The following is a 20,733-nucleotide window of genomic DNA, read 5'->3' as shown; positions in this document are numbered from 1 at the left end:
CCTCATGGTCAGTACTTCAGCAGGTTGGCGTCGTCGACAGAGGCCGACCTGCGGGTCCTAAAGATCTGCATGATGATCGCGAGCCCGACGACCACCTCGGCCGCGGCCACCACCATCACGAAGAACGCGATGACCTGGCCCTCGATGTTGCCGTGCAGCCGCGCGAAGCTGACGAACGCCAGGTTGCAGGCGTTGAGCATCAGCTCCACGCACATGAAGACGATGATCGCGTTGCGCCGCACCAGCACCCCGACGGCGCCGATGCTGAACAGGATCGACGCGAGCACGATGTAGTTCATCGGGTTCATCGGACGCCGCCCTCGGTCTCGTCGGAGTCGTTGCCGCCGCGCGGCTCACCGGCGCCCGGGGCGCCCGCGGCCCCCACCGGGCCGGTGCCGGTCTCCTCGCCCTCGGCGCGGGCCTCCTTGGCCTCGGTGCTGTCGGAGGCGTCGCCGGGGGCGGCGGAGGAGCCGGCCCGCACCTGCAGGTCGACGCCGCTGGCGGTGGCCCGCCCGGCCGACTCGGCGCGGGCGGCCAGCACCGGGTTGACCGACAGCTCGGAGGTGGAGCCGTCGGGCAGCAGCGCCGGCATGTCGATGGCGTTGTGCCGGGCGTAGGTGCCGGGGCCGGGCAGCGGGCTGGGGTGCGGGCCCCTGATGCGGACCTGCGAGAGCTGCCGCTGGGTGACCTTGGGCCCGGTGCGCTCGCGGAAGGCGAGCACCAGGGCGCCGAGGACCGCGGTGATCAGCAGTGCGCCGGTCGCCTCGAAGGCGATCACGTACTGGCCGAAGAGCTGGCCGGCCAGCGCCGGGAGGTTCTGCTCGCCGCCCGCGGCGCCCAGCCCGGCCGGGTCGCCGACGACCACGTCGGTGAGGCCGAAGACCAGCATGGCGACGAAGCCGAGCGCGATGAGCGCGCCGGCCACCCGCTGGCCGGGCAGCGTCTCGACCAGGGAGTCGGCGGAGCTGACGCCGATCAGCATGACGACGAATAGGAAGAGCATCAGCACGGCGCCGGTGTAGACGATGATCTGCACCACCATCAGGAACGGCGCCTGCTGGATGCCGTACAGCACCGCCAGCGAGATCATCACCACGGCGAGCAGCAGCGCGGAGTAGACCGGCTTGCGCATGAAGACCACGCCGAGGGCGGCCAGCACCATGATGGTCGCCAGCGCCCAGAAGGCGGCGGTCTCGCCGCCGCCGATCGGCACGGTCTCGGGGACGGCCGGGGGCAGCGGCGCGGCCAGTGCGGTGAGCGGGCTCATCGGGTGCCCTCGCTGTCCCTGCCGGTGGCGGTCGGGGTGGCGCCGCGCCGGTAGTAGTCCTGCTCGGTCTCGCCCAGCCGCATGGCGTGCGGGGGCGCCTCCATGCCCTCGGCCAGCGGAGCCAGCAGCTGCTCCTTGGTCCAGATCAGGCTCTCGCGGTTGTCGTCGGCGAGCTCGTACTCGTTGGTCATCGTCAGCGCGCGGGTGGGGCACGCCTCGATGCACAGCCCGCACAGGATGCAGCGCAGGTAGTTGATCTGGTAGACGCGGCCGTAGCGCTCGCCCGGGGAGAAGCGCTCGTCCTCGGTGTTGTCGAAGCCCTCGACGTAGATGGCGTCCGCCGGGCAGGCCCAGGCGCACAGCTCGCAGCCGATGCACTTCTCCAGGCCGTCGGGCCAGCGGTTGAGCTGGTGGCGGCCGTGGAAGCGCGGCATGGTGGGCCGCTTGACCTCCGGGTACTTGACGGTGTCGACCTTCTTGAACATCGTGTGGAAGGTGACGCCGAACCCCTTGACGGGGTTGAGCCAGTCGAACACGCCTCAGACCTCCTGACGCGGGATCGCGTCGACCTTGGTTCCGTAGTGCGGGGCGTCCATCGGCGGAACCGGGAAACCTCCGTGGGCCGGGTCGGCGCGCAGCGCCTCCCGCTCGGCCTTGTCGGCGGCCTGCTCGGCCTCCTGGCGGCGGATCCTGGCGTCGTCCCAGAAGAACAGCGCGGCCAGGACGGCGAGGCAGATCCCGGCGATGAGGCCGGTGAACTGCCAGCCGGCCATGCCGCTCTCGCGGGCCAGCTGGATGGCGGCGACGACCATGATCCAGACCAGCATGGCCGGGATCAGCAGCTTCCAGCCGAGCTTCATCAGCTGGTCGTAGCGGACGCGGGGCAGCGAGCCGCGCAGCCAGACGAAGAAGAACAGGAAGACGAAGAGCTTGATCATGAACCACAGGACCGGCCAGGCGCCCGCGTGGGCGCCGGGCCAGACCGCCAGCACGAAGCCGGGCACCTGCCAGCCGCCGAGGAACATGGTGACGGCGAGCGCGGAGACGGTGGTCATGTTCAGGTACTCGGCGATGAAGAAGAAGGCGAACTTCATCGAGGAGTACTCGGTGTGGAAGCCGCCGACCAGCTCGCCCTCTCCCTCGGCGAGGTCGAAGGGGAGCCGGTTGGTCTCGCCGACCATCGTGATCACGTAGACCACGAAGGACGGGAAGAGCGCGAAGATGAACCACGACGGGGTGGGGATCTCCAGGCCGAACAGCACCACCGGGGCGTTGCCCGGCGCCTGCGCGTCGACGATCCCCGAGGTGGTCAGGGTGCCGGCGAACAGGAAGACGGTGGCCAGCGCCAGGCCCATCGCGATCTCGTAGCTGATGACCTGCGCCGAGGAGCGCAGGCCGCCCAGCAGCGCGTAGGGCGAGCCCGAGGACCAGCCGGCCAGCACGAAGCCGTACACGCCGACGGAGGCCATCGCCAGCACCAGCAGCACGCCCACCGGCACATCGGCCAGCTGCAGGCGGGTCAGGTAGCCGAAGATCTCCACCTCGGGCCCGAAGGGCACCACCGCGAAGGCGATGAAGGCGGGCACCAGCGCGATGCTCGGCGCCAGCACGTAGATGATCTTGTCGGCCTTGGTGGGGGTGATGTCCTCCTTCAGGCCGAGCTTGAGCCCGTCCATCAGGGTCTGCAGCAGGCCGAAGGGGCCGGCGCGGTTGGGGCCGTAGCGCTTCTGCATCCGGCCGATGACCTTGCGCTCGAAGTAGATGAGCACCAGGGCCATCAGCATCAGGAAGACGAAGATGACCAGCGCCTTCAGCAGCACCAGCGACCAGGGGATGCCGCCCCAGAGCGGGTACTCCAGCCAGCGCACCGCCTCCGGCCACACCGGCTGCGCGGCCTGCTCGGCGCCGGTGGACGGTTCGGGCGGCACGGTGGGGAAGGGCACCGTGCGGGCGAGGATGCTCATGCGGCGCTCCCAGTGCTGCGCGGGGTGGCGGAGGAGCCGGCCGGACCGGCGGGGGCCAGGGCGACCAGCTCACCGGGGCCCGCCGCGAGGTCGCGCCGGACCGAGCAGTCGCGTGCGTCGGCGGGCACCCACACCACCCGGTCGGGCATCGGGGTGACGATGACCGGGAGGTCGACCGTGCCGCGCGGGGTGCTGATCGCGATGCGGCCGCCGTCGGGGACGCCGGCCTCGGCGGCCGTGGCGGCGGAGACCCGCGCCACGGTGGGGCGGGCGGTGCCCGCCAGGTACGGCTCGCCGTCCTGCATCCGGCCGGCACCCAGCAGCTCGCCCCAGGCGGCCAGCACGGCCTGGCCCGCCGCGGGCTCCGGCCGGGAGCCGCCGACGACCGAGGGCGGCGAGCTGCGCGCGCCGTTCCAGACGCCGAGCTCGCGCAGTTCGAGCCGGGCGGCCTCGGGGTCGGGCAGGCCGAGGTGGACGTCGAGCTCGTCGGCGATGGCCGACAGCACCCTCAGGTCCGACAGCAGGCCGGGGATCTTCAGCGCGTTGGCGAAGGCCCGGCCGCGGCCCTCCCAGTTCACGAAGGTGCCGTGCTTCTCGGCGACCGCGGCGACCGGCAGCACCACGTCGGCGCGGTCGGTGACCTGGCTCGCGCGCAGCTCCAGGCTGACGATGAACGGGACCGCGGCCAGCGCCTTACGGGCCAGCTCGGGGTCGGGCAGGTCGTCGAGGTCGACGCCGGCGATCAGCAGCGCGTCCAGGCGGCCCTCGGCGGCCTCGCGCAGGATCGCGTCGGCGTCGCGGCCCGGCTCCGCCGGCAGCGCGGGCACGCCCCAGCGCCGCGCCACCTCGGCGCGGGCCTCGGGGTCGGCGACCGGGCGGCCGACGGGCAGCAGGTTGGGCAGCGCCCCCGCCTCGAGCGCGCCGCGCTCGCCCGCCCGGCGCGGGATCCAGGCGAGCCGGGCGCCGGTGGCGCGCACCAGCCGGTCGGTGGCCGACAGGGAGCCGGGGATCGCGCCGAGCCGGTGCCCGGCCAGCACGATCGCGCCCTCGCCGCGCAGCGCCTCCGCCGCCTCGGCGGCGGCGCCGGTGCCGCCCGACAGCAGCGAGCCGATCACCTCGGGCTCCTCGCCGGGGGCGGCGGGCACCAGGGTGCCCGACAGCTTGGCGAGGCCGCGGCTGGCGTAGGGGGCGACGGAGAAGACCTTGAGCCTGTTGCGGCGCACGGCCTTGCGCAGCCGCAGGAAGACGATGGCCGCCTCGTCCTCGGGTTCGAAGCCGAGCAGGACGACGGCCGAGGCCCGCTCCAGGTCGGCGTAGGTGACATCGATGCCCCGGCCGGCCACCGAGGACGCCAGGAACTCGGCCTCCTCGGCGGAGTGGGCGCGGGCGCGGAAGTCGATGTCGTTGGTGCCGAGGGCGACCCGGGCGAACTTGCTGTAGGCGTAGGCGTCCTCAAGGGTGAGGCGCCCGCCGGTGAGCACGCCCACCCGGCCGCGGGCCGCGCCGAGCCCGCGAGCGGCCAGGCCGACGGCCTCGGGCCACGACGCGGTCTCCAGCGCACCGGAGTCCTCGTCGCGGACCAGCGGCTGCTTGAGGCGGTCGGGCTGGGTGGCGTAGGTGAAGGCCCACCGGCCCTTGTCGCAGTTCCACTCCTCGTTCACCTCGGGGTCGTCGCCGGCCAGCCGGCGGGTGACCTTGCCCCTGCGGTGGTCGGTGCGCAGCGCGCAGCCGGCCGAGCAGTGCTCGCAGACGCTGGGGGTGGAGACGAGGTCGAAGGGGCGCGACCGGAACCGGTAGGCGGCGCCGGTGAGCGCGCCGACCGGGCAGATCTGCACGGTGTTGCCGGAGAAGTAGGACTGGAAGGGCTGGCCCTCGGCGATGCCGACCTGCTCATTGGCACCGCGCTCCAGCAGCTCGATGAAGGGGTCGCCGGCGATCTGGGCGGAGAAGCGGGTGCAGCGGGCGCACTGGATGCAGCGCTCCCGGTCCAACAGCACCTGGCTGGAGAGCGGGATCGGCTTTTCGAAGGTGCGCTTGGTCTCGGTGAACTCCGACTCGCCCTGGCCGTTGGCCATCGCCTGGTTCTGCAGCGGGCACTCGCCGCCCTTGTCGCAGACCGGGCAGTCCAGCGGGTGGTTGATGAGCAGGAACTCCATGATGCCGCGCTGGGCCTTCTCGGCCACCGGCGAGGTGAGCTGGGTCTTGACGACCATGCCCTCCATGACGGTGAGCGTGCAGGACGCCTGCGGCTTGGGCATCCCCCGGCCGTTGCCCATGTCGGGCACCTCGACCAGGCACTGGCGGCAGGCGCCGACCGGGTCGAGCAGCGGGTGGTCGCAGAAGCGCGGGATCTGGATGCCGAGCAGCTCGGCGGCCCGGATCACCAGGGTGCCCTTGGGGACCCGGATCTCGAAGCCGTCGATGGTGACGGTGACGAGGTCGGCCGGCGGCACCGCGGGGGCGCCGCCCTTCTCGTTGGCCGTGACGGTCATCGGCCCTTCCCTCCCGTCGGCTCGGCCCACAGGGTGGCCCTGGCCGGGTCGAAGGGGCAGCCGCCGCCGGTGAAGTGCTCGATGTACTCCTCGCGGAAGTACTTGATCGAGGACATCACCGGGCTGGCGGCGCCGTCGCCCAGCGCGCAGAAGGAGCGGCCCAGCAGGTTGTCGCAGATGTCGAGCAGCTTGTCCAGGTCGGCCTCGGTGCCCTTGCCGTGCTCCAGCCGGTCGAGCACCTGGACCATCCAGTAGTTGCCCTCGCGGCACGGGGTGCACTTGCCGCAGGACTCGTGCGCGTAGAACTCGATCCAGCGCAGCGTGGCGCGGACCACGCAGGTGGTCTCGTCGAAGATCTGCAGGGCCCGGGTGCCGAGCATGGACCCGGCCGCGCCGACGGACTCGAAGTCCAGCGGCACGTCGAGGTGCTCGTCGGTGAAGATCGGGGTGGAGGAGCCGCCGGGGGTCCAGAACTTCAGCCGGTGGCCGGGCCGGATCCCGCCGGCCATGTCCAGCAGCTCGCGCAGGGTGATGCCCAGCGGCGCCTCGTACTGGCCGGGGCGGACGACGTGGCCGGACAGGGAGAAGAAGCCGAAGCCCTTGGACTTCTCGGTGCCCATGCCGGAGAACCACTCGGCGCCCTCGGCGACGATGCCGGGAACGCTGGCGATGGACTCGACGTTGTTCACCACGGTGGGCGAGGCGTAGAGGCCGGCCACGGCGGGGAAGGGCGGCTTGAGCCTGGGCTGGCCGCGGTAGCCCTCCAGCGAGTCCAGCAGCGCCGTCTCCTCGCCGCAGATGTAGGCGCCGGCGCCGGTGTGCACCACGATGTCGAGGTCGAAGCCGGAGCCGAGGATGTTCTCGCCGATCAGCCCGGCCGCGCGAGCCTCGGCCACCGCGTGCTGGAGGCGCCGGACGACGTGCAGCACCTCGCCGCGCACGTAGATGAATGCCTGGTTGCAGTTGATGGCGTAGGAGGCGATGATCACGCCCTCGATCAGCACCTGCGGGTTCGCCAGCATCAGCGGGATGTCCTTGCAGGTGCCCGGCTCGGACTCGTCGGCGTTGACGACGAGGTAGCGCGGGTTGGGGTTGTCCTTGGGCAGGAAGCCCCACTTCATCCCGGTCGGGAAGCCGGCGCCGCCGCGGCCGCGCAGGCCGGACGCCTTGACCATCTCGACGATGTCGTCGGGAGCCATCCGCAGCGCCTTGCGCAGCGCCTCGTAGCCGCCGTTGCGCCGGTAGGTCTCCAGCGCGAAGGAGTCGGCCTGGTCCCAGTGCTTGGACAGGACGGGGGTGAGGGTGGTCACGACGCCTCCTTTCCGGTGTTCCCGCCGTCGCCGGCGCCCGCTTCGGGGGCGCGCCAGCCGCGCTCCCTGGCCAGCCGGAGCCCGCGCAGGGACGCCTCGCCGGCCTGGACGCCCTCGGCGGCGCGGCCGTCGGGGAAGCCGGCCAGCACCCGGGACGCCTGCTTCCAGGTGCACACGGAGTCGGGGCCGCGGGTGGGCCGCACGTCGGCGCCGACGCGCAGGTCGTCGACGAGCTTCTTGGCCGACTCGGGGGTCTGGTTGTCGAAGAACTCCCAGTTGACCATCACCACCGGCGCGAAGTCGCAGGCGGCGTTGCACTCCAGGTGCTCCAGGGTGACCTTGCCGTCGGCGGTGGTCTCGTCATTGCCGACGCCGAGGTGCTCCTTGAGTTCGGCGAAGATCTGGTCGCCGCCCATGATCGCGCACAGGGTGTTGGTGCAGACCCCGACGTGGTACTCGCCGACGGGGCGGCGCTTGTACATGGTGTAGAAGGTGACCACGGCGGTCACCTCGGCGGCGGTGATGCCCAGCTGGTCGGCGCAGAAGTCGATGCCGTCGGCGCTGACGTAGCCCTGCTCGGACTGGACCAGGTGCAGCAGCGGCAGCAGCGCGGAGCGGCGGCGCGGGTAGCGGGAGATGATCTCCTTGGCGTCCACCTCCAGCCGCGCCCGCGCGTCGTCGCCGAGCCGCTCGCCCCGGGGCTGCGGTCCAGGGATCGGTGTGCTCATCGGTCCACCCCACCCATCACCGGGTCGATGCTGGCGATGGCGGCGATGGTGTCGGCGACCATGCCGCCCTCGATCATCGCCGGCGCCGCCTGCAGGTTGTTGAAGGACGGGTCGCGGAAGTGCGCCCGGTAGGGGCGGGTGCCGCCGTCGCTGACCAGGTGCACGCCCAGCTCGCCGCGGGGCGACTCCACCGCCTGGTACACCTGGCCGGCCGGGACCCGGAAGCCCTCCGTGACCAGCTTGAAGTGGTGGATGAGCGCCTCCATGGACTGGCCCATGATGTGCGCGATGTGGTCGGGGGAGTTGCCCATGCCGTCGGGGCCGATGGCCAGCTGGGCGGGCCAGCCGATCTTCTTGTCGGTCACCATGACGGGGCCGGGCCGCAGCTTGTCGAGGCACTGCTCGATGATCTTCAGCGACTGCTCGACCTCGGTCATCCGGACCCGGTAGCGGCCGTAGACGTCGGCGGTGTCGGTGACCGCGACGTCGAACTCGTAGTTCTCGTAGCCGCAGTAGGGCTGGGTCTTGCGCAGGTCCCAGGGCAGGCCCGCCGCCCGCAGCACCGGGCCCGTGACGCCCAGCGCCACGCAGCCGGTGACGTCGAGGTAGGCGACCTTGGAGGTGCGGCCCAGGTAGACGGGGCTGGCGTCCATGAACTTGCGCAGCTCGGCGGCGCCCTTGGGCAGCTCGACCAGCAGCTCGCGGATCTTGTCCACGGCGCCGGGCGGGAGGTCCTGGGCGACGCCGCCGGGGCGGACGTAGGCGTGGTTCATCCGCAGGCCGGTGATCATCTCCAGGATGTCCAGGCAGCGCTCGCGCTCCCGGAAGCCGGCCAGCATCACGCTGGTGGCGCCCAGTTCCAGGCCGAAGGTGGCGGTGGCGACCAGGTGGGAGGCGATCCGGTTGATCTCCATGACCAGCACCCGGATGACCTGGGCGCGGTCGGGGACCTGGTCGGTGATGCCGAGCAGCCGCTCCACCGCCAGGCAGTAGGCCGTCTCGTTGAACAGCGGCGCGAGGTAGTCCATCCGGGTGCAGAACGTGGACCCCTGGGTCCAGGTCCTGAACTCCATGTTCTTCTCGATGCCGGTGTGCAGGTAGCCGATGACCAGCCGCGCCTCGGTGACGGTCTCGCCGTCGAGGGTGAGCACGAGCCGGAGCACGCCGTGGGTGGAGGGGTGCTGCGGCCCCATGTTCACGACGAGGTGCTCGTGCCCCTCCTCGGCCGCGGCCGCGACGACCTGGTCCCAGTCCTGGCCGCCGACGTTGAACGGCGTGCCCTCGCCGCTCCCGCCGGGGGTGTAGACGTCCTGCTGGCTTGTCATGCGTACGACCTCCGCTCGTCGGGCGGCGGCACCTTGGCGCCCCGGTACTCCACCGGGATGCCGCCCAGGGGGTAGTCCTTGCGCTGGGGGTGGCCGTGCCAGTCGTCGGGCATCTCGATCCGGGTCAGCGCGGGGTGGCCGTCGAAGACGATGCCGAAGAAGTCGTAGGTCTCGCGCTCGTGCCAGTCGTTGGCCGGGTAGACCGCCACGATCGACGGCAGGTGCGGGTCGGCGTCGGGCACGCTGACCTCGACCCGGATCCGGCGGTTGTGGGTGGCCGACAGGAACGGGAACACGGCGTGCAGCTCGCGGCCGGTCTCGGCCGGGTAGTGCGCGCCGCTGACGCCCATGCAGAACTCGAAGCGCAGGGCGGGGTCGTCGCGCAGCCGGCGGGCCACCTCGACCAGGTGCTCGCGGCGGACGTGGAAGGTGATCTCGCCGCGGTCGACGACCACCCGCTCGACGGCCTCGCCGAAGGGGATGCCGGCGGACTCCAGCGCCGCCTCCAGGTGGTCGGCGAGCTCGTCGAAGTAGCCGCCGTAGGGCCGCTCGCTGTGCACCGGCGCGGTGCCGCGCACCAGCAGCCCGCCGTAGCCGGAGGTGTCGCCGGAGGTCCTGGCGCCGAACAGGCCGGTGCGCACGACGGGGGCGGCCAGCCGCTCGTCGCCGCGCCGGGCCGGCAGCTTCTCCTCGGCGTTCTCGTCGCGGTCGTCGGGGTTGAGGTCGGGCCTGCCCTTCTCGCTCATCGCAGGGCTCCGTGGTCGTCGATGAGCGGGAGGGTGCGCATGCGCTGCGCCTCGATCTCCTCGATCTGGGCGCGGCGGTGCGCGCCGAGCTTGGTGTTGTAGATCTTGTCGTGCAGCTTGACGATGGAGTCCAGCAGCATCTCGGGCCGCGGCGGGCAGCCGGGCAGGTAGATGTCGACCGGGACGACGTGGTCGACGCCCTGCACGATCGCGTAGTTGTTGAACATCCCGCCGCTGGACGCGCAGACGCCCATGGAGATGACCCACTTGGGCTCGACCATCTGGTCGTAGATCTGCCGCAGCACCGGCGCCATCTTCTGGCTCAGCCGGCCGGCGACGATCATCAGGTCGGCCTGCCTGGGCGTGGCCGAGGCGCGCTCCATGCCCCACTGCGCCAGGTCGTACTTCGGCCCGCCGGCCGCCATCAGCTCGATGGCGCAGCAGGCCAGCCCGAAGGTCGCCGGCCACACCGACGACTTGCGCGCGTAGCCGACGATCTTCTCGACCGTGGTCAGGAGCACCCCGCTGGGCAGCTGCTCTTCGATTCCCACGGGTGGCTCACCCCCTCATCAATCGTGCGCGCCGACGGCGCACCGGACCGCTGCGTGGCGCCGGCTCCATCAGTCCCACTCCAGCCCGCCGCGCCGCCACTCGTAGGCGTACGCGATCGAGACGTTCACCAGGAACAGCAGCACGGCGAAGAACCCGAACCAGCCGAGGGCCTGGTAGTGCACGGCCCACGGGTACAAGAAGATGATCTCGATGTCGAAGACGATGAACAGCATCGCCGTCAGGTAGTACTTGACCGTGAACCGGCCGCCGCCGCTGGGCTGGGGGGTGGGCTCGATCCCGCACTCGTAGGCGTCCAGCTTGGCGCGGTTGTAGCGGCGCGGGCCGGCCAGGCGCCCGGCGAAGACCACCGAGAAGGCGGCGAAGCCGACCGCGATGACCCCCAGCACCAGGATCGGCGCGTAGCTGTCCATCGGCTTAGGCTCCCTTCCCCACCGGGGGCACCCCGGTGCCCCGTCCTGGCCGCCTGTGGGCGGCGCTGCGCTCGGTCACGAGTTCGGATCCTGACTGCTGGCCTGTGGCTGTTGTGTCGTGGCCCGGGAGTCACGGTGTGCGGGCCGAGGCGGCTCGCCGATCGGAATGCCCGGTCGTTCTCTTGTGAACGACTTCACAAACCTATCGCCGGAAGTCTAGACCTTTCCCGAGCGGGCGGCGAACCGCCCTGTTCATCGGCGTACCGGCCCGCCCGGTGTCCGTTTCAGCCGGTCCCGCAGGCTCTTCGGCCCTCAGGCCCGGCCGCGGGCGGGTTCCGGCCATGCACAGGCGGGCCCGTACGGCCGGATGATTTGCGGAAATGTTATTTGATTTTCGCGCCGCGCGGCCCGGGCCGGCTATTCCAGCCATTTCCGCAACGACCGTCTTTCCAAATTCCGCGGCCGGGTGCGCGCTCACAGGCGGTACCCCCGGTGCAGCGCCACCACTCCGAAGGTGAGGTTGCGCCAGGCCACCGACCGCCAGCCCGCCGCCCGCATCAGCGCCGCCAGCGCGGGCTGGTCGGGCCAGTCCTGGATGGACTCGGCCAGGTAGTCGTAGGAGTCGGGGTTGGACGACACCGCGCGGGCCACCAGCGGGATGACCCGGATCAGGTACTGGCGGTACAGGCGGTCGAGCGCTTCGGGGGCGAGGTGGCTGAACTCGCAGACCACCAGCCGCCCGCCCGGCCTGGTGACCCGGCGCATCTCGCGCAGGGCCGCGGCGGTGTCGGCGATGTTGCGCAGCCCGAAGGAGATGGTGACCGCGTCGAAGCTCTCGTCGGCGAAGGGCAGCCGCAGCGCGTCGCCGGCCACGAAGGTGACGCCGCCCGCCGAGGCGCCGCCGCGCCGCCGCCGGCCGACCTCCAGCATGCCCAGCGAGAAGTCGCAGGCCACGCAGGAGGCGCCCCGCTCGGTGAAGGCGGCCGAGGAGGTGCCGGTGCCGGCCGCGATGTCGAGCACCCGCTCGCCGCGGTAGGCGTCGACGGCGCGCGCCGTCTCCCGGCGCCACATCCGCGTGCGCCCCGCCGCCATGAGCGCGTTCATGAGGTCGTACCGCTCGGAGGTGCGGTCGAACATCGCCGCGACGTCGCGGGGACTCTTGTCGAGGGAGGCACGGGTCATGCCCTCAGCGTGTCATACCCGGCGTGCGCGGCGCGGCGGGGTCCGCGCCCGCCCAGACGGGCGGCGGTCCGCCATCGGCAATCCCCGACATGCGCTTATCACTTTCTGTAGTGTTCTTGCTCTCGACAGTGACGAACTCTTCCGTGGAGGGCTTGAGTGATGCGCCGTAGTCGATTCGTCGCGGGGGCGGGCGGGGCGCTCGCCGCCTTCGCGCTCGCGCTGGCCGGTCCGGCGGCGCCGGCGCATCCGGCGGCCCCCGTCGCGCACCCCGGCGTCGTCTCCGAGGACCCGGTGGCGCACACCCCGCACGTGCTGGACGGACAGGTGTGGTCCATCGCGGTGGTCGGCCGCCGGGTGGTGGTCGCCGGGGACTTCACCCGGGTGCGCGAGCACGGCGACGACGAGGAGCTGCGGCGGAGCAACATCTTCGCCTACGACCACCGCACCGGCGCCGTGGACCCCCGGTTCCGGCCCGAGGTGGACGGCACCGTGCGCAAGGTGGTGGCCGGGCCGGGCGGCAGCGTCATCCTGGGCGGCTCCTTCACCGAGGTCAACGGCGAGCCCAGCCGCGGGCTGGCCCGGCTGGACGCCGCCGACGGCGAGGCCGCGGCGGAGTTCGGCGCCACGACGGACGGCACCGTCACCTCGCTCGCCGAGCACGGCGGCGAGCTGTACGCCGGCGGCTCCTTCACCGCGGTCGGCGGCCGGCCGCGCACCGGCCTGGCCCGGCTGGACGCCGAGACGGGCGCGGTGGACGAGGGCTTCGCGCTGGAACTCTCCCACCCGCGCGGGGAGTCGGCGCCGCGCCTGTCGGAGCTGGCGCTCAGCCCCGACGGCTCCCGGCTGGTGGTCAACGGCGACTTCCAGCGCGTCGACGGGCACACCCGCGAGCAGATCGCCATGCTCGACGTCACCGGGGCCGACGCCCGGGTGACCGGCTGGGCCACCCGCGACTTCCGGCACGACTGCGGCCTGCCGCACCTGTCCACCAACATGCGGCAGATGGCCTTCTCCCCCGACGGCTCCTACTTCGTGGTGGTGACCACCGGCAACCCCGTCAGCGGCGGCGAGCTGTGCTACTCCGCCAGCCGCTGGGAGACCCGCACCGACCGCGCCGGCCTCCACCCCACCTGGGTGAACCACACCGGCGGCCACTCGCTGTACGCCGTCGCCGCCACCGGGCCGGCCGTGTACGTGGGCGGCCACCAGCGCTGGCACGACAACGCGGGCTGCTTCAAGGAGGCGTGCCCGGGCTCGGTGGAGCGCTCCGGCATCGCCGCGCTCGACCCGGCGACCGGCCGGGCGCTGCCGTGGAACCCCGGCCGCGACCGCGGCCACGGGGTGCTCGCGCTGACCGCCGTCCCCGACGGGCTGCTGGTCGGCAGCGACACCGAGCGGCTGGCCGGGGAGTTCCACGCCCGGCTGGGGATGTTCCCGCTCGGCTGATCGCGGCGGCTCAGCCGGCCGCGGCCGGGCCGCCCTCGGCCGGGGCGGCGGGGCGCTCGGGCCGCGCCGGAGCCGGGGCGTCCTCGGCCGCGGCGCCGGCGGCCAGGCCGCCGCGCAGCCGCCCGGTGCCGTCGACCAGCGCCGCCGACAGCCGGTCGCGCAGGTTGGACAGCAGGACGTAGCTGATCGGCATGCTGATCAGCAGCGCGAGGCCGATCGCGAGGACCCCCCTGGCGCCCAGCAGGTACAGGACGCCGAAGGTGAGCGCGAACAGCAGCGCGCGCGCCGCGGTGTACATGAGGAAGGAACGCATGACTGGACTGCCTCGGCCGGAGCGGTCGACGGGGCCCCGTCGCTTCCCCCCACGGTAACCCGCCCCGGGGTGCGCCGGCCGCCGCCCCGCACGCCCCCGCCGCCCGGGGATTTCGGCCCGGCCCGCCCGGTCCGGCGGACCGGGCGGAGGCCGCCTGGGACGCTCCGGGCCGCTCCGGGCCGCTCCGGGCGCGGATCTCCATATATCCGGGCGAAACCGCCGCGACCAGCACTGTTAAGCGGCTTAGAAGATCACGTTCGTATCACGTGTTGCGTGAAATCAACCACTTACGCCCAGTTTTCCGAAAACTAGGGATGAATCGGGCCACCGGCGGCACACTTGGAGTGGGCGGGGACACCGCCGACCCTGGGGAGCCAGGGAGCAGCAGGGAGTAGGGAGAAGATCACCTTCTGGGTGCGTACCACCCTCGCACACTCTCACCCAGTAGGCGTCTCGCGTGAGACTGGTGCGGAGCCTCACGCGGCCCGACTGTGAGCCTCGGCGCGTCTCGCCGACGGCCCGAAAGCCCGACCACCACTTTCGACAGCACAGTCACCCGTCCCAGCGGCGGGGCCTAAGGGGGATCACCACGTGGAGAGCCGAAGTGAACGCCTGCTGACACCCGGAGAGGTCGCGTCACTGTTCCGTGTCGACCCCAAGACCGTGACCCGCTGGGCCGCGGCCGGCCGGATCAGCAGCATACGCACGCCGGGTGGGCACCGACGGTTCCGCGAGTCAGAGGTGCGCGCGCTGCTGCGCGGCGAGGTCGCCGAGTCCAGCGAGGCCGCCCGCTGACCACCCAGGCCGGCCGCCCAGCCCGGCGGTCGCCCTGAACCCACTCCGCCCGGCCGGTGGTCGGCCGGACGACCGCTAGCGGCGAAGCGGGTGCGCGCCCCCTCAGCCACCACCGCGCACCCCTTCGAAGCTCCCTCGCGCCGCCGCTCAGGGCTCCTGGCCGGCCCGCCACTCCTCGAACTGGCGGCGCAGCGACTCATCGCCCTCGCGCCAGCCCCGGCGCCGCTCCTCCCACTCCTCCTCCGTCAGCGCCCCCTCCGCCAGCCGCGCGTACTCGGGGTGGTCGGGGCCGACCTCCTCGTACGCGTCGCCCAGCGTGCCGTCGTCGGCGACGGCGCTGCGCGGCACCAGCAGCCGCCCGTCGGCGAGTCGGATCACGTACATCGCTTCACCCCCGGTCGCGTTGCCTGCTGCCTGGCGGCACGGCGGCCACCAGCCTAGATCTCGTAGCGGCGGTTGAAGTAGAGCATGACGTCCATACCGGCCCGGGTATCGCCGCCCAGCATGTCCAGCAGCGCCGGGCGCTGCCGCGAGGTGATCGCGGCGAAGGCGTCGGCGAAGAACTCCCGCCGGCCGAGCTCGCCCTCCTGCCGGTGGTAGTCCGACGCCAGGTGCGGCAGGCACCGCTCGTAGACGGCCCGGAACTGCGGGCTGTCCGACAGCCACTCGCCGGGCGGCGCGTCGACGTCGTCGATGGCGTGGCCGATCTCGTGCATCATCACGTCGGGGGTGGGCGACGGGCGGTCGCCCACCACCACGGTGCGGTCGCCGTACGCGCCCGCGCAGATGTCCCAGCTGGCCTGGCCCGAGGGCAGCGGCCGGCCGCGCAGGTGGCCCATGTCGTCCAGCTCCGGCACCCCGCCCGGGCCCACGTAGATGCCGTCCAGGCCGTCGGCCAGCAGCTCCTTGAGGTGCTCGGGCAGCGCGGCGAGGCTGTCGATCGCGCGGACCACCTCGGGCCCCGGCGGGCCGCCGTCAGGGTCCCACTGCCGGTACAGGACGTCCTCGACGGCGCCGCAGTGCCGGCGGCCGTCCCTGGGGTCGGGGGCGTCGGGGCCGTGCGGCGCGGCGCGCGGCAGCGGGTCGTCCAGCTCGATGTCCATCCAGCGGACGGGGTCCTCGGCGGCGCGGCGGCCGGGACCGGCCAGCTCCGAGGAGTGCGGCGGGTCGGCCGGTTCGGGCGCGGCGGCGCGGTCGGCGGTGTCGGGAGGCGCCGCGCCGACGGGGGCCGTGTCGGACACCATCCGGCGCAGGCGGTCGAAGAGCCGCACGGGCGGCCACCTCCTCGACGGGGGAAGCGAGGGGCGAGCGGGCTGGAGCGGACGTGCACGGGCGGCGGCGCCGCGCGCCGCCCCGGGGTCGGGCCGGGCCGGGAACACGGACCGTCACCGCCAGAGTAGACAAGCGCGACCGGTTGGGATAGCCCTTCACGTGTCCGGATCCTCACCGGGTCACGGCGGATGCGGGGATACGCTGAAAGGCATGGTGGTGTTCAGCGTTCTTCTGACCCTGGTCTCGATCGTCGTGTGGGTCTACGCCTTCTTCGACGCGGTGACCGCCCGTGCCGAGGAGGTCCGTCACCTCCCCAAGCTGGTGTGGCTGGCGGTCATCCTGCTCGGCTTCGTGGTCGGCGCGCTGCTGTGGCTGCTGCTGGGGCGGCCGAGCCCGCTCATCGACCTCGGCGGCGCGCCCCCGTCGGCGCGCGGCGGCCTGCTCACCGGCGGCCGCCCGGCGCACGGAGCGTCCGGCGGAGCGGCGCCGCTCGGCCCCGACGACGACCCCGAGTTCCTCCGCCGCCTCGACGAGCGGCGCGCCGACCCCGAGGAGTGAGCCCCCGCGGGCCGGCGCGCCCGGGCCGTCAGCCCGCGTAGGAGTGCAGGCCGCTGAAGAGGTAGTTGACGCCGAAGAAGTTGAACAGCAGGGCCGCGGCCCCGATCAGGGAGATGACCGCGGCCTTGCGGCCCCGCCAGCCCGCGGTGGCGCGGGCGTGCAGATAGCCGGCGTAGACCACCCAGGTGATGAAGGACCAGACCTCCTTGGGGTCCCAGCCCCAGAACCGGCCCCAGGCCTCGTCCGCCCAGATCGCGCCGGCGATGATCGCGAAGGTCCACAGCGGGAAGGCGAAGACGATCGTGCGGTGCGAGAGCCGGTCCAGGATCTCGGCGGCGGGCAGCTTCGCCACCACGCCGCGCACGGCCTGGCCCGCCCTGGCCCGCAGTTCGGCCCGGTCGGCCAGCAGGTACATCACGGTGGTCGCGCCCGACACCACGAAGGCGCCGGTGGCGATGATCGCGGCCGACACGTGGATGGCGATCCACGGCGAGTGCAGCGCGGGCACCAGCGGGGCGGCCTCGGTGTAGAGCCAGCGGACCGCGATGCCCAGCAGCAGCACGACCGGCACCATCACGAAGGCGCCCAGGTAGTAGGCGCGGTGCCGCACCGCCACGTACACGAACGTGGCCACCGCGCACAGGGTGATCGCGACCACGAACTCGAACATGTTGCCCCAGGGCCAGCGGTCCGCGGCCAGGCCCCGGCTGATGATCTGCCCGGCCTGGGCGATGAGGCCCAGCACCGTGACGACCATGGCGACCCGGCCGATCGGGTGCCGGGCGGCCAGCGTGTCGGGTTCGGCGTCGCGCACCCGCACCTGGAGTTCGTCGACGGCGCCGCCCAGGTCGGGCTCGGTGTCGCGGACCCGCGCGTCGCCGGCCGCGGCGCTCCCCGCCATGGCGGGGATCCGGGCGGCCGCGACGCGGGTGCGGCGGCCGTAGGCGGCCTCGGCGGCGAAGGCGAACAGCGCCACCGCGTACAGCAGGATGGTCACCAGGACCAGGGTGTCGCTGAGGTCGGCGAGGCCCTGGTTCACCTCGGTGGTCGGGGCGGTGTCGGCTAGCGCGTACAGCACCGGGCTACTCTCCGTTCGGACGGGACGCGGAGCCGCCGGCCAGGCGGTCGCGCAGCGTGGTGGTGAGGTCGTGGAACTCCGCCGCGGCGGCGCCGTTCTCGGTCTTGGTCAGCCCGCCGACCCGCACCAGGGTGCGCCCGTCGGGGCCGGTCTCGGCGCGCACCCAGTAGCGGCGGCGGCGCACGGTGAGGGTGAGCACCAGGCCGGCGGTGATGAGAACCGCCGACACCAGCGCGGGCACCCGGCCGGGGTCGCTGGTGATCTGGAAGGCGGCCCACTCGCGGTAGCCGGTGAAGGTGATCGTGCCGGTGCCGTCGGGCAGCTCGACGCTGTCGCCGGGGGCGAGGGTCAGCTGCTCGCCCAGCGGCTCCAGCCTCTCGGTGGGCAGCTCGTACACCGACTGCGGCTCGCCGGAGTCCAGGCCCAGGTCGCCCCGGTAGGGCTGGAGGGCCACCATCGGGTTCGCGTCCTCGGGGGAGGCCGAGCCGAGCTGCCCGGGCGCCTCGGCCGACTCCTCGGCGGAGGGGTAGAAGGCGCCGAGGAAGGACAGCTGCTCGGGGCGCGCGTCGGGCACCTTGATGACGCCCTCGCCGAAGAAGGCGCCCGCCTGCGGCGGGATGAAGGGCACCGCCTGGTCCAGCACCACGTCGCCGTTGCCGTCGGTGACCCGGAACTCGGGGGCGTAGCCGTGGTTGACCAGGTAGACGCGGGCGCCGTCGACGTCGAGCGGCTGGTTGACCCGCAGCGTGTACCGCTCCTCGGGCGCCTCCGGGCGGGTGCGGAAGCTGGTCTCCACGGTGAAGTCGACCGGCTGGCCGGTGCGGGGGCCCTCGTCGATGAACGCGGCGTCGAAGCCGTCCAGGGTGAAGGAGAAGGGCTGGAGGTCGCCCGGCCGCACCTGGGAGCCCGGGTAGTAGGCGTCGTAGGAGGCGACCGTGTTGGCGAAGCCGTCGCCCTCGGTGAGCAGGATGTTGCCCCGGTAGCCGAACAGCGAGCCGGCCGCCACCGCGGCCAGCAGGCCCAGCATCGCGATGTGGAAGACGACGTTGCCGGTCTCGCGCAGGTAGCCCTTCTCCGCGGCCACGGAGCCGTCGGTCCGGTCGGTGCGGAAGCCCCGCAGCACCTCCTGCGCCCGGTCCAGCACCTCCGCCGGGGAGGCGCCGGTGCTGAACGAGGCCGAGTACGGCATCCGGTCCAGCCGGGCCGGGGCGGCCGGCGGGCGGGCCCGCATGTCGCGCCAGTGCTTGGCGGCGCGCGGCACCACGCAGCCGACCAGCGAGGTGAACAGCAGCAGGTAGATGGCGGCGAACCAGGGCGCGCTGTAGACGTCGAACAGCCACAGGGTGTCCAGCAGCGCGGCCAGCTCGGGGTTGTCGGCGTAGTAGGCGGCGACGTCGCTGGGGCTGACGCCGCGCTGCGGCAGGAAGGAGCCGGGCACCGCGGCCAGCGCGAGCAGGAAGAGCAGGATCAGCGCGACCCGCATCGTGGTGAGCAGCCGCCAGGCCCAGCGCAGCCAGCCCACCAGGCCGAGCCGCCCCGGCGGGCGGGGGGCGGAGTCGCCGGGCGGGGTGTCCCCCGGGGGCGGCGGACCGGACGGGCCCGCGGGGCCGGTCTCGGTGGGGGGTGCGGGTCGCGCCATCAGATCACCGTCGCGTAGCTCGCGGCCCAGATCTGCAGGACCAGGGTGAGTTCGCCCCACACGCCGGTGACCAGCAGCACGCCGATCAGCACCAGCAGGCCGCCGCCGGCCAGGGTGACCGCGCGGTAGTGCCGCTTGACGGCGCTGAAGGCGCCCAGCGCCCAGCGGAAGCCCAGGGCGGCCAGGACGAAGGGGATGCCCAGGCCGAGGCAGTACACCAGCGACAGCAGCGCGCCCCGGCCGGCGCTGGCGCTGGTGAAGGCGAGGGTCTGCACGGCGGCCAGGGTGGGGCCGATGCACGGCGTCCAGCCGAGCCCGAACAGCACCCCCAGCAGCGGCGCCCCGGCCAGTCCGGCGGCGGGCAGCCGCTCGAAGCGCCACTCGCGCTGCAGGCCGGGCAGGAAGCCCATGAAGGCGAGGCCGAGCAGGATGGTGACCCCGCCCAGCACGCGGGTGAGCACGTCGGAGTAGGCCAGCAACTGCCCGCCGACGCCGCCGAAGAACAGCCCGGCGGAGACGAACACCGCGGAGAAGCCGAGGATGAACAGCACACTGCCCAGCAGCAGGTGGCCGCGGCCCGGCTCGCGCCGCGCCGGGGCGGCGGCGCCGTTCTGCCGGGCCAGCGCCGCGCCCGACATGCCGGTGACGTAGGACAGGTAGCCCGGCACCAGCGGCAGCACGCACGGCGACAGGAAGGACACCAGGCCGGCCAGCAGCGCGAGCGGCGCCGCGAGCAGCAGCGAGCCGCTGGTGACGGTCTCGGCGATCGTCACGGGGCGCCCTCGGCGTAGGCGGTCTGCTCAGGAATCGCCGTCGGCGCCGACGTGTCGAGGCGCGGCCCGTTCGGCTCGCCCAGGCCGGTGGCGTCCGGCGCCGGCGCCGAGGCGGTGCCGTCGCCCGCCGGGCTCGGCTCGGCGGACCCGTCAGCGGGCGCACCGTCCGGCTCGCCCTCCGCCAGCACCGGCTCGACCAGCTCGGTCAGACCGGTGTAGGTGGTGGAGCCGATCACCCGGGCGGCGATCCGCCCCTCGCGGTCGATCACCAGGGTGCTCGGGATCGCGGCGGGCGGCACCGTGCCGTGGAAGGACTGCGCGATCAGGCCCGGCTGGTCGTACAGGCTCGGGTAGCTCACCCCATAGTTGCGCACGAAGGCCTGCGCGGCCGTGCGGGTGTCCTTGAAGTCGATGCCGACGAAGGCCAGGCCCCGGTCCCGGTTCTCGGTGTAGACCTCCTCCAGCGCCGGGGTCTCGGCCCGGCACGGCGGGCACCAGCTGGCCCAGAAGTTCACCACCACGACCTGCCCCCGGTAGTCGGCCAGGTCCAGCGGCTCGCCGTCCAGGGTCTCCCCGCTCACCTCGGGCGCCGGCTGCCGCTCGGCGACGGGGTAGGTCGTCACGGACCCGTCGCCCTCGATGTACCCGGCGCTGCTCACCGTCGTGGGGTCGTCGGCGCACCCGGCCAGCAGCAGCAGGCCGGCCGCGGCGGCGGCGAGCAGGCGCGGCAGCGCGGCGGACCGCCGCCCGCCCGCGGGAGGCACTGCGGACGCTGCGGGCACCGGGGATGCGGGAGGCTCGGAGGGCACGGTCGGAACCTCGATACGGGTCGTCGGCGACGGTCACGGGACGTCCGGTCACC

General features: G+C 73.1%; 22 protein-coding genes. 3 read left to right on the top strand and 19 right to left on the bottom strand.

The window, feature by feature from the left end; all coding sequences use genetic code 11:
- Positions 1-8: 8 nt before the first annotated feature.
- From nuoK to CLV72_RS12590, 12 genes are all read right to left on the bottom strand, one after another.
- Positions 9-308: an NADH-quinone oxidoreductase subunit NuoK gene (gene nuoK / locus CLV72_RS12645; RefSeq protein WP_106244980.1), complete on the bottom strand. Its 300-nt coding sequence runs from the start codon at positions 306-308 to the stop codon at positions 9-11.
- The gene (locus CLV72_RS12640; RefSeq protein ID WP_106244977.1) at positions 305-1,267 is read right to left on the bottom strand and encodes an NADH-quinone oxidoreductase subunit J; all 963 of its coding nucleotides are present in this window, start codon (positions 1,265-1,267) and stop codon (positions 305-307) included. Before CLV72_RS12640 ends, nuoK begins: the two co-directional genes overlap by 4 nt.
- Positions 1,264-1,803, bottom strand: a complete 540-nt coding sequence (gene nuoI / locus CLV72_RS12635) for an NADH-quinone oxidoreductase subunit NuoI (protein WP_106244975.1) — start codon at positions 1,801-1,803, stop codon at positions 1,264-1,266. Before nuoI ends, CLV72_RS12640 begins: the two co-directional genes overlap by 4 nt.
- A 3-nt stretch (positions 1,804-1,806) precedes the next feature.
- On the bottom strand, positions 1,807-3,231 hold the full coding sequence (gene nuoH, locus CLV72_RS12630; protein WP_106244973.1) for an NADH-quinone oxidoreductase subunit NuoH: 1,425 nt from the start codon (positions 3,229-3,231) through the stop codon (positions 1,807-1,809).
- Entirely contained in the window at positions 3,228-5,723 is a 2,496-nt protein-coding gene (locus tag CLV72_RS12625) for an NADH-quinone oxidoreductase subunit G (protein ID WP_106244970.1), read from the bottom strand. The genes nuoH and CLV72_RS12625 overlap by 4 nt, the downstream gene beginning before the upstream one ends.
- Positions 5,720-7,033: an NADH-quinone oxidoreductase subunit NuoF gene (nuoF, locus tag CLV72_RS12620; protein ID WP_106244967.1), complete on the bottom strand. Its 1,314-nt coding sequence runs from the start codon at positions 7,031-7,033 to the stop codon at positions 5,720-5,722. Before nuoF ends, CLV72_RS12625 begins: the two co-directional genes overlap by 4 nt.
- Positions 7,030-7,761 carry an NADH-quinone oxidoreductase subunit NuoE gene (gene nuoE, locus CLV72_RS12615; protein WP_106244965.1) on the bottom strand — a complete coding sequence of 244 codons (732 nt, stop codon included), beginning with the start codon at positions 7,759-7,761 and terminating at the stop codon, positions 7,030-7,032. Before nuoE ends, nuoF begins: the two co-directional genes overlap by 4 nt.
- The gene (locus tag CLV72_RS12610; protein WP_106244962.1) at positions 7,758-9,086 is read right to left on the bottom strand and encodes an NADH-quinone oxidoreductase subunit D; all 1,329 of its coding nucleotides are present in this window, start codon (positions 9,084-9,086) and stop codon (positions 7,758-7,760) included. The genes nuoE and CLV72_RS12610 overlap by 4 nt, the downstream gene beginning before the upstream one ends.
- The gene (locus tag CLV72_RS12605; RefSeq protein ID WP_106244959.1) at positions 9,083-9,832 is read right to left on the bottom strand and encodes an NADH-quinone oxidoreductase subunit C; all 750 of its coding nucleotides are present in this window, start codon (positions 9,830-9,832) and stop codon (positions 9,083-9,085) included. Before CLV72_RS12605 ends, CLV72_RS12610 begins: the two co-directional genes overlap by 4 nt.
- A complete protein-coding gene (locus tag CLV72_RS12600) occupies positions 9,829-10,383 on the bottom strand; it encodes a NuoB/complex I 20 kDa subunit family protein (protein WP_106244956.1) in 555 nt (184 codons plus the stop codon). The genes CLV72_RS12605 and CLV72_RS12600 overlap by 4 nt, the downstream gene beginning before the upstream one ends.
- A gap of 69 nt (positions 10,384-10,452) precedes the next feature.
- Positions 10,453-10,815, bottom strand: a complete 363-nt coding sequence (locus CLV72_RS12595; RefSeq protein ID WP_106244954.1) for an NADH-quinone oxidoreductase subunit A — start codon at positions 10,813-10,815, stop codon at positions 10,453-10,455.
- Between the two features lie 474 nt (positions 10,816-11,289).
- Positions 11,290-11,997 (bottom strand): demethylmenaquinone methyltransferase, encoded by a 708-nt coding sequence (locus CLV72_RS12590; protein WP_106244952.1) that lies wholly within the window; start codon positions 11,995-11,997, stop codon positions 11,290-11,292.
- A gap of 159 nt (positions 11,998-12,156) precedes the next feature.
- On the opposite strand from CLV72_RS12590, the gene CLV72_RS12585 reads away from it, so the two are divergent.
- Complete coding sequence (locus CLV72_RS12585) at positions 12,157-13,443, top strand: delta-60 repeat domain-containing protein (protein ID WP_106244950.1); 1,287 nt, start codon at positions 12,157-12,159, stop codon at positions 13,441-13,443.
- Positions 13,444-13,453: 10 nt separating this feature from the next.
- Here CLV72_RS12585 and CLV72_RS12580 read toward each other — a convergent pair whose 3' ends face one another.
- The gene (locus CLV72_RS12580) at positions 13,454-13,756 is read right to left on the bottom strand and encodes a DUF4229 domain-containing protein (protein WP_106244947.1); all 303 of its coding nucleotides are present in this window, start codon (positions 13,754-13,756) and stop codon (positions 13,454-13,456) included.
- A 591-nt stretch (positions 13,757-14,347) separates the two neighbouring features.
- On the opposite strand from CLV72_RS12580, the gene CLV72_RS12575 reads away from it, so the two are divergent.
- Positions 14,348-14,551 carry a BldC family transcriptional regulator gene (locus CLV72_RS12575; RefSeq protein ID WP_106244945.1) on the top strand — a complete coding sequence of 68 codons (204 nt, stop codon included), beginning with the start codon at positions 14,348-14,350 and terminating at the stop codon, positions 14,549-14,551.
- Positions 14,552-14,698: 147 nt separating this feature from the next.
- On the opposite strand, the gene CLV72_RS12570 is transcribed toward CLV72_RS12575, so the two are convergent.
- Entirely contained in the window at positions 14,699-14,935 is a 237-nt protein-coding gene (locus tag CLV72_RS12570; protein ID WP_106244942.1) for a hypothetical protein, read from the bottom strand.
- Positions 14,936-14,988: 53 nt separating this feature from the next.
- Positions 14,989-15,822 carry a hypothetical protein gene (locus tag CLV72_RS12565; protein WP_245930131.1) on the bottom strand — a complete coding sequence of 278 codons (834 nt, stop codon included), beginning with the start codon at positions 15,820-15,822 and terminating at the stop codon, positions 14,989-14,991.
- Positions 15,823-16,033: 211 nt separating this feature from the next.
- Between CLV72_RS12565 and CLV72_RS12560 the strand changes: the two genes are divergently transcribed.
- A complete protein-coding gene (locus CLV72_RS12560; RefSeq protein WP_106244940.1) occupies positions 16,034-16,381 on the top strand; it encodes a PLD nuclease N-terminal domain-containing protein in 348 nt (115 codons plus the stop codon).
- 28 nt (positions 16,382-16,409) lie between these two features.
- Here the strand turns inward: CLV72_RS12560 and ccsB are convergent, their stop codons facing one another.
- From ccsB to CLV72_RS12540, 4 genes are read right to left on the bottom strand one after another with little or no spacing between them, the layout of a single operon-like run.
- On the bottom strand, positions 16,410-17,459 hold the full coding sequence (gene ccsB, locus CLV72_RS12555) for a c-type cytochrome biogenesis protein CcsB (RefSeq protein WP_245930129.1): 1,050 nt from the start codon (positions 17,457-17,459) through the stop codon (positions 16,410-16,412).
- Between the two features lie 4 nt (positions 17,460-17,463).
- Positions 17,464-19,098, bottom strand: coding sequence for a cytochrome c biogenesis protein ResB (resB, locus tag CLV72_RS12550; RefSeq protein WP_106244938.1), 1,635 nt, complete (start codon positions 19,096-19,098; stop codon positions 17,464-17,466).
- Positions 19,098-19,871, bottom strand: a complete 774-nt coding sequence (locus CLV72_RS12545; RefSeq protein ID WP_106244935.1) for a cytochrome c biogenesis CcdA family protein — start codon at positions 19,869-19,871, stop codon at positions 19,098-19,100. Before CLV72_RS12545 ends, resB begins: the two co-directional genes overlap by 1 nt.
- Positions 19,868-20,635: a TlpA family protein disulfide reductase gene (locus CLV72_RS12540; RefSeq protein WP_106244933.1), complete on the bottom strand. Its 768-nt coding sequence runs from the start codon at positions 20,633-20,635 to the stop codon at positions 19,868-19,870. Before CLV72_RS12540 ends, CLV72_RS12545 begins: the two co-directional genes overlap by 4 nt.
- Between the last annotated feature and the right edge of the window lie 98 nt (positions 20,636-20,733).

The sequence above is a fragment of the Allonocardiopsis opalescens genome, from assembly GCF_003002095.1.
Lineage (GTDB): Bacteria > Actinomycetota > Actinomycetes > Streptosporangiales > Streptosporangiaceae > Allonocardiopsis > Allonocardiopsis opalescens.
Note: the sequence above shows the minus strand (reverse complement) of the source record. Positions and strands in the feature narration are given on the sequence as shown.